9 protein-coding genes and 1 pseudogene are annotated in these 6,835 nt (G+C 63.1%); 5 read left to right on the top strand and 5 right to left on the bottom strand.

What is annotated here, in order from left to right; genetic code table 11:
- The 4 genes and pseudogenes from A2J01_RS21590 to A2J01_RS21575 form a co-directional block, all read left to right on the top strand.
- Positions 1-197: pseudogene (locus A2J01_RS21590) on the top strand (acetaldehyde dehydrogenase (acetylating)); the annotation flags it as partial.
- Complete coding sequence (gene dmpG, locus A2J01_RS21585; RefSeq protein WP_020909650.1) at positions 194-1,222, top strand: 4-hydroxy-2-oxovalerate aldolase; 1,029 nt, start codon at positions 194-196, stop codon at positions 1,220-1,222. The pseudogene A2J01_RS21590 and the gene dmpG, both read left to right, overlap by 4 nt.
- 159 nt (positions 1,223-1,381) lie before the next feature.
- Positions 1,382-2,098: an NUDIX domain-containing protein gene (locus A2J01_RS21580; RefSeq protein ID WP_042448262.1), complete on the top strand. Its 717-nt coding sequence runs from the start codon at positions 1,382-1,384 to the stop codon at positions 2,096-2,098.
- A gap of 19 nt (positions 2,099-2,117) precedes the next feature.
- Positions 2,118-2,570, top strand: a complete 453-nt coding sequence (locus A2J01_RS21575) for a DUF6389 family protein (RefSeq protein WP_064113543.1) — start codon at positions 2,118-2,120, stop codon at positions 2,568-2,570.
- A 97-nt stretch (positions 2,571-2,667) separates the two neighbouring features.
- Here the strand turns inward: A2J01_RS21575 and A2J01_RS21570 are convergent, their stop codons facing one another.
- Positions 2,668-3,162, bottom strand: a complete 495-nt coding sequence (locus tag A2J01_RS21570) for a DinB family protein (protein WP_064113542.1) — start codon at positions 3,160-3,162, stop codon at positions 2,668-2,670.
- Between the two features lie 133 nt (positions 3,163-3,295).
- On the bottom strand, positions 3,296-3,772 hold the full coding sequence (locus A2J01_RS21565) for a hypothetical protein (RefSeq protein ID WP_082900928.1): 477 nt from the start codon (positions 3,770-3,772) through the stop codon (positions 3,296-3,298).
- A 375-nt stretch (positions 3,773-4,147) separates the two neighbouring features.
- On the opposite strand from A2J01_RS21565, the gene A2J01_RS21560 reads away from it, so the two are divergent.
- On the top strand, positions 4,148-4,519 hold the full coding sequence (locus tag A2J01_RS21560; RefSeq protein ID WP_064113540.1) for an SdpI family protein: 372 nt from the start codon (positions 4,148-4,150) through the stop codon (positions 4,517-4,519).
- Positions 4,520-4,563: 44 nt separating this feature from the next.
- Here the strand turns inward: A2J01_RS21560 and A2J01_RS21555 are convergent, their stop codons facing one another.
- From A2J01_RS21555 to A2J01_RS21545, 3 genes are all read right to left on the bottom strand, one after another.
- Positions 4,564-5,598: a HEAT repeat domain-containing protein gene (locus tag A2J01_RS21555; protein WP_064113539.1), complete on the bottom strand. Its 1,035-nt coding sequence runs from the start codon at positions 5,596-5,598 to the stop codon at positions 4,564-4,566.
- Between the two features lie 13 nt (positions 5,599-5,611).
- Positions 5,612-6,277: a HEAT repeat domain-containing protein gene (locus A2J01_RS21550; RefSeq protein ID WP_192712704.1), complete on the bottom strand. Its 666-nt coding sequence runs from the start codon at positions 6,275-6,277 to the stop codon at positions 5,612-5,614.
- An 82-nt stretch (positions 6,278-6,359) separates the two neighbouring features.
- Positions 6,360-6,830 carry a DUF2269 family protein gene (locus A2J01_RS21545; RefSeq protein WP_064113544.1) on the bottom strand — a complete coding sequence of 157 codons (471 nt, stop codon included), beginning with the start codon at positions 6,828-6,830 and terminating at the stop codon, positions 6,360-6,362.
- Positions 6,831-6,835 lie beyond the last annotated feature (5 nt).

Genomic DNA, 6,835 nt, shown 5'->3' with positions numbered 1-6,835 from the left:
CCGAGATCCCGGCCGACCAGCCCGTCGAGACGTTGCTCGTCGACGGCAATCGCCCCACCCACCAGGTGTCGGTGTTCCTCGAGGTCGAGGGCGCGGCACACTACCTGCCTGCGTACGCCGGCAATCTCGACATCATGACGTCCGCCGGAATGCAGATCGCGGAGCGCATCGCCCAGCAGAAGGAAGCAACCAAGTGAGCAACCGCAAGATCTTCGTCCAGGACGTCACCCTTCGTGACGGCATGCACGCTGTCCGACACCGCATTTCGCCCACGGACGTCAAGCGGATCGTCACAGCTCTCGACGCTGCCGGCGTCGACGCGATCGAAGTAGCGCACGGTGACGGCCTCGCCGGCGGCTCGCTCAACTACGGCCCCGGCTCGAACACCGACTGGGAATGGATCGAAGCAGCGGCCGAGGTACTCGAGCACGCTCGTCTCACCACGCTGCTGCTTCCGGGTGTCGGCACGATCAGTGAACTCAAGCATGCTTACGACCTCGGTGTGCGCTCGGTTCGCGTTGCCACGCACTGCACCGAGGCCGACGTCTCCGCGCAGCACATCGAAACCGCCCGCGAGATCGGCATGGACGTCTCGGGCTTCCTGATGATGAGCCACATGGCGCCTGCCGAAGAACTGGCCAAGCAGGCCAAGTTGATGGAATCGTATGGCGCGCACTGCGTCTACGTAACCGACTCGGGTGGACGTCTGGTGATGAACGACGTCGCGGATCGTGTTCGTGCATACCGCGACATCCTCGACGAGGGCACCGAAATCGGTATCCACGCCCATGAGAATCTCTCACTCTCGGTTGCCAATTCTGTTGTGGCCGTGCAGAACGGCGTCACCCGCGTCGATGCTTCGCTTGCCGGTCACGGCGCCGGTGCCGGCAACTGCCCCCTCGAGGCCTTCATCGCCGTCGCCAACATCGAGGAGTGGGAGCACGGCTGCGACCTGTTCGCCCTGCAGGATGCCGCCGACGACATCGTCCGTCCGCTGCAGGACCGGCCGGTCCGCGTCGATCGAGAGACCCTCACACTTGGCTACGCCGGCGTGTACTCGAGCTTCCTGCGCCACGCGGAGGCTGCGTCGGAGCGCTACGGAATCGACGTTCGCACACTGCTGCTCGAAGCTGGACGCCGCCGTCTGGTGGGTGGTCAGGAGGACATGATCGTCGACATCGCGCTCACCCTCGCAGCGCAGGCGACAAAGGAAGCAGTCTGACGCGCTGCCGAGTTCGCTGACACCCGAGTCCCGCTCCCGTCTCCGGACGGGGGCGGGACTTCTCAGTTGGACTGAGAGTTTCCGCCGCGACGCCGCTCAACGCTGAAGCTGTTGTTGCCCAATAACGGCGAGGTGCCGATCTTCGCTACGGTGGATGACATGACCGAACCTGACAGCGACAAGCTGATACACCCGACTGCAACGGCGGGTTGCGCCGGCGTCGACGTTCCGGACAGCCGGGGTCGCACCGGCCTCGACCGAACAGGTCTCGGGCTGCACGGTAATCCGAACGTCGAGGTCGAACGAGTCGAGGTCACCTCAGACGGTTGGCATGTGTTGCGTCGCAGCACCTTCACGTATCGGCGAAGGGACGGCACTCTCGAGACACAGCAACGAGAAACCTACGACCGTGGGAACGGCGCGACGATCTTGCTGTACGACCCCGAACGGCGCACCGTCCTGTTGACGAAGCAATTCCGCTTTCCCGCTTACGTCAACGCACACCCCGACGGAATGTTGATCGAGACCGCAGCCGGTTTGCTCGATGCCGACACGCCGGAAGTAGCCATTCGGCGAGAGACGAGCGAAGAGCTCGGCGTCGCGATCGGTGAGGTGCAGCATCTGTTCGATCTGTACATGAGCCCCGGATCCGTCACCGAGAGAGTGCATTTCTTCGCCGGCCGATACAGCCCGGCGGACAGAACCGGCAGTGGTGGCGGGGTGCCAGACGAAGGCGAGGACATCGAAGTCCTGGAGTTGCCGTTCGACACGGCACACGACATGATCTCCGGCGGAGAAATCGTCGACGGTAAGACAGTTATTCTTCTTCAATGGGCGGCCATGTCGGGGGCACTGACTTCGAAGTCGATTGCCTGAATTTCTATATCCTGTGCCGATGGAACCTGCTGAGTACAGCGGCGCGCTGAGGTCTGTCCTCGATACCGTGTCGGCGGTAGTGAGCGATCGACTGGCTGCGATTCACCACGCGGCAACCCCGCGCACCGAAGGGATCGTCATCGATGTCTCGGTCGATCAGGACGGCGAGGGAACATTCGGCGTATGGGCACGATTCGAGGGTCCTGACGCATTCAGCCTGAATCAGCAAATCGGTGACGAGAGAGAGCTATTCGGCGTGATCTGGGGCGAGGAAGGCTGGGAACCGCCGGTTCCGCATCGACCGCGAAAGTGGTCACGTATGGAACTCGAGAAAGTTGTCGTCGGTGTCGTGGCCAAATGGATCGACGGGCTCATTCCCTCGGCCGCCACCGGACTAGCTTGGGAAGTAACGACTCCCGACGGAACTGTCGACGCTGTACCAGTGGGCGGTCGTGGACATCTGCCTCGATGAATCGCGGAAGCTGTGGGCGAGATGGAAGACCTCACCGCCACGGTTGTCGTCCAGGATCTGCCACTTGCACCGACGGATTCTAACTATTGTTGCGATGTCACCGACCGGTCGAACCGTCGATAAGTTCGCGGAGGATGTCAGCGTGCCCGGCATGGCGCCCGGTCTCTTCGATCATGTGCACGAGCGCCCAGCGGACACTGGGAGCGGGTCGTTTCGCCCCCGGTCGCGGGATGGGCGCGGCAAGATCTGTGCATCCGTCGAGAACTGCGTTGGCACGCTCGACCGTCTCGCGATAGCGACTGACGACACCGTCCACGCTGTCTTCCGATGACGGCTGAAACGTCGCTTTCCAATCCGCCACGTTTTCTGCGAGAAACATCGATCGTTCGACAAAGGTCAAGTGAGTGACCAGCCCGAGCAAGGTTGTCCCCGACGGAACAATTGTGGTGCGCACCTGAGGTTCCGGAGCACCCTCGACCTTGGCAGCGATCGAATCACGCAAGTAGTCGAGAAACGCGCGTAGCGTATCGACCTCGCTGTTTCCGGACCGGGGTGGTGGGGCATCACGGCGGCTGCGACGCGACGCTGCCATGGTGGTTCTCCTTACTCGGTGAAGAACGACATAGAGGCTTCATTCCTGGGTGGGCAGAACCGATCCTTCCGAATTCACTCCGATCCCGCATCAAATTTTGCCGTTGCGGCAAAGGCAGGCTTCATCGCCGGTATCACCGCGCCGAATGCAGGTCGTGCACAAGTTGGGGCCTCCGCAACTTGCCGACCTCGAAAGGCCACCGCTGCAGCGGGTAGGCGAGACGAGCCACGAAGTAGTTGGCGTACTCGGCGACGCCGAAAGCCCACACCGCCACCACGCCCACGGCCGCGCCGGAGTGATCTGGTAGCCAGATGACAACGCCGAGAAGAGCTATCGCCAACAAGAGAACATCGAGGACCCGAAACACGCGGTAGAGCGCTGCGAGGCGGGCCGGCATCGGTGCCTGCTCGACCCAGCCTCGGGCAAGCAGCCAGTAGACACCTGCTTGTACGAGTATCACAAGCAGTGGGGCCAGCGCCGACCACAACGCAGCGGAGTCTTTCGGACCTTCGAGCCGAGGCATCACGACGCCGACAGCCACAGCGGCAAATACGGCCGCGGCCGCCAGTTCGCCAAGACCGAGGCTCAGGTACCTGCGTCGCAAACTCATTCGCCGTTGATCCACCACGTGAGAAACCATATCCGTTGATCACCGCGCAGCGGGTGCGCAGCAGCTTCGAGGCTTTGCCTGAGATCGATCAGGCTCGCAGCCAAAGGAATACGGTTCACCTCGACTTGATTCGGGCGGATCATCCGGCACGTGTTGGCAGATCCGGCGGGAAACCTTTTCTGCCTAGGCAATCCACACTAGGGCTTGTCTGAAAACTAGTCCGAGATCGAGTCCACTGCTCATCCGACAAAGCCTGAAAGTGCGTCACCCGATCAGCAGTACATACATTCGTTCGCATACAGTCGGATGTGTCCCAGCGGCACCCCAGACTGGAATGTCCGCTGCGTCAACATCTGCCGATTGGGGGCTGGACGGATGGAATCGCCTGACTTACTGGGTCTGACGGTCTCACTGACGTCGTCGACGCTTATCCTCGCGTTCGTTGCTGGGCTCATGCCGCGACTCGTCGGTGATGAACCGAATCCCGTTGTCGGCATACGCACGAAGGCGACGATCTCGAGCCCCGAGGCGTGGCAATTGGCCCATCGGATTGCGTGGCCCCTTCTACGCCGGACGGCGTGGACAGCCGTAGTGGGACTGTGCATGCAGGTCGTCATCGGTGTCGTGACAGGTTTCGGATCTGTGGTGTCGGCTGTCGCCTCAACAGTCGTGTTTCTAGCGGTGCTCCTTGTCCTGCTCTGTGCAGCGTTGAAGGGCAACGCCGCGGCAAAATCGTTGCGGCGCTGACCACCCGGGCCCGCATTTGTCAGAGGTGCCCTAGTTCTCCGATTTCAGTTCCCGATACGCGGTCGTTCGCGCCGGCGTGGTCCACGGTCCCGCATCGCGAGGATCGCGGCTGCCGTGGACGCGACCGTCTTGTCGTTGTCGCGTGTCAGCCGGGCGAGCGCTTCCCGGGCCGCCGCGCCGGGAATCTCAGCGAGTGCCTGCGTGATTCGCAACCTCGTCGGGGCGTCGTCAGTGCCGTCGAGCCCTGCCTGCACGGCATCGACGACCTCACCGCTTGTCGGTGAGTGCTCCGCGAGAAGACCGAGCACCTCTCCGGCCTCGACGTCGCGTCGCCCGTCGGCGACCATCTCGAGGAGAGCGGGCATCGAGACGGCCTCTCCGCGAGATCCGAGGGTGAGAGCGGCATCAGCGCGGACTATCGCGTCCGAATCATCGAGAGCTCGCTTCAGCGCCCGAGTTGCTTCCTCGGTGTGGATCCCGGAGATGGCCGACGTCGCGCGGCGTCGAACTTCGACGTCCTCCGATTCGAGCCCCTTTGTGAGACCTGCAAGGCCCGCACCTTCGGTCCTCGCCAACGCCCACTGCAACGCTCCGGCCACGTTGGCATCCTTCTCCGACAGGATGGCCTCGACGAGTGCGTCGACGGGCAATGCCGCATTCGCATCCTGCGACAGGATCGCTTGCTGACGGTGGGCAGCGAACTCGGATTCGAGTGCACGCAACAGCGAGACCATGCGCAGGACGTCATCCCACTCCGAAGGGGCGGATGCGTCGACCCTTTCGAGTTTGGTCAGCAATTCCTCCTCCGCCGCGATCCGTTGCCGAGTGTGTTGCATGAGTTCACCCACCAAATCGGCCGGCGCGAAGTCGGGTTCGTCCAGTGCACGCTTGGCCTCGTTCAACGAGAGCCCCAACGTCCTCAAGCTCTCGACGTGGAAGAGTCGACGGATGTCGTCGGCGGAGTACTCCCGGTAACCGCCGGACGTGCGGCCCGTCGGCTTCACCAGTCCCAAGGTGTCGTAGTGACGCAGCATCCGTGTGCTGACACCACAACGCCGCGAGACCTCGCCGATCAACATCCGTCTCCCCTTCCTACGCGTCCGGGCCGATTGCCGCGACGCGCTTCGCCAACTCGTGTGAGAGTGCGAACCCACCGTCGGGGTCGTGCCAGAGTTGCTTTGTAGCATCAGCATGCGCCCGGACACGCGGATTCGGGCTCATTCCGGCCGCGTCGAGCACCGGGAGTACAGCCTCGCCGAGCCCGGTCAGAGCACGGCTCAGACTGAGCTGCATCTGCAGTTCACCCCGCCCGAGTTCGGTCGCCAGATCCGCTGCGAATGCACCCTCGACTCCTGCCGGCACGAGTGCCACTGCGGCGCGCCACGCACTGCGCGCGACCTCGTCGTCCTGGTCGTGCACCAGCGCAGAGACCTCGGGCCACGCGATCGGATCGCCGATCTTGGACAAGGTGTGGAGCGCCTGACTGCGGGCTTGCGAACCATCGGACCCAAGCTCACGGATCAGCCTCGGCACCGTAATTTCGGCCGGCAAGCGGCACAATGCCCAGGTCAGCATGTCGCGGACGAAGAAGTCCGGCTCGACGGCGCACCGATCGATCAGGGCATCCGTCAGCTCAGGGTCCGGGCGCGTGCCGACAGCGAGCGCGGCGCGCAGCCGAACCGAGGGATCAGCCGCGGCCAATGCGTCGACGAGGTGAGCATTCTGCCCACCATGGTTGGTTGTGTTCACGACAACCACCTCCTTCGTCGACCATTGGAGTCCTTGTCACTGTGTCAAGGTCAAGCGTCGCTGTCTCCGACACGGGAAATATCGCCTCGGATCACACGCCGGTTGTCGATCCTGGCCGAAAGATCATCAGCACGACGACAACGACCCAGAGCAGATTGAAGATCCCCGTCGCTGTGCCCAGTCGACGGGTGAGGCGCGTTGCGACATCCACAACGGACCCGGTTCCTTCGATCGCCGCCATTGTCAGCCGTTGGGCGGGAAGCACGACCGCGGTGAGTATCACGGCGGCAACGACGGTGAATGCGATCGAGGTGAGGATCCACAGGTCACCGAGCACTCCGAGATTGACGGCGGTGGCGACACCGAGCATCGGAACGACAACGCCGATCGTGGCATACACCCGAACGATGCGATGCAGCATGCCCGTCGTCGCAACACTGGCGCTGTCCGGATCGGCGAGCGCGGCGCGACTCGCCACCGGGAACATACTCGCCGCCACAGCGACGGGGCCGATGGCAAGAATGGCCGCAATCACGTGGAGGGACAGCAGGATTCCGGTCATGAGAT

Origin of the sequence: Rhodococcus sp. EPR-134 (assembly GCF_001647205.1) — a bacterium.
Lineage (GTDB): Bacteria > Actinomycetota > Actinomycetes > Mycobacteriales > Mycobacteriaceae > Rhodococcus_F > Rhodococcus_F qingshengii.
Note: the sequence above shows the minus strand (reverse complement) of the source record. Positions and strands in the feature narration are given on the sequence as shown.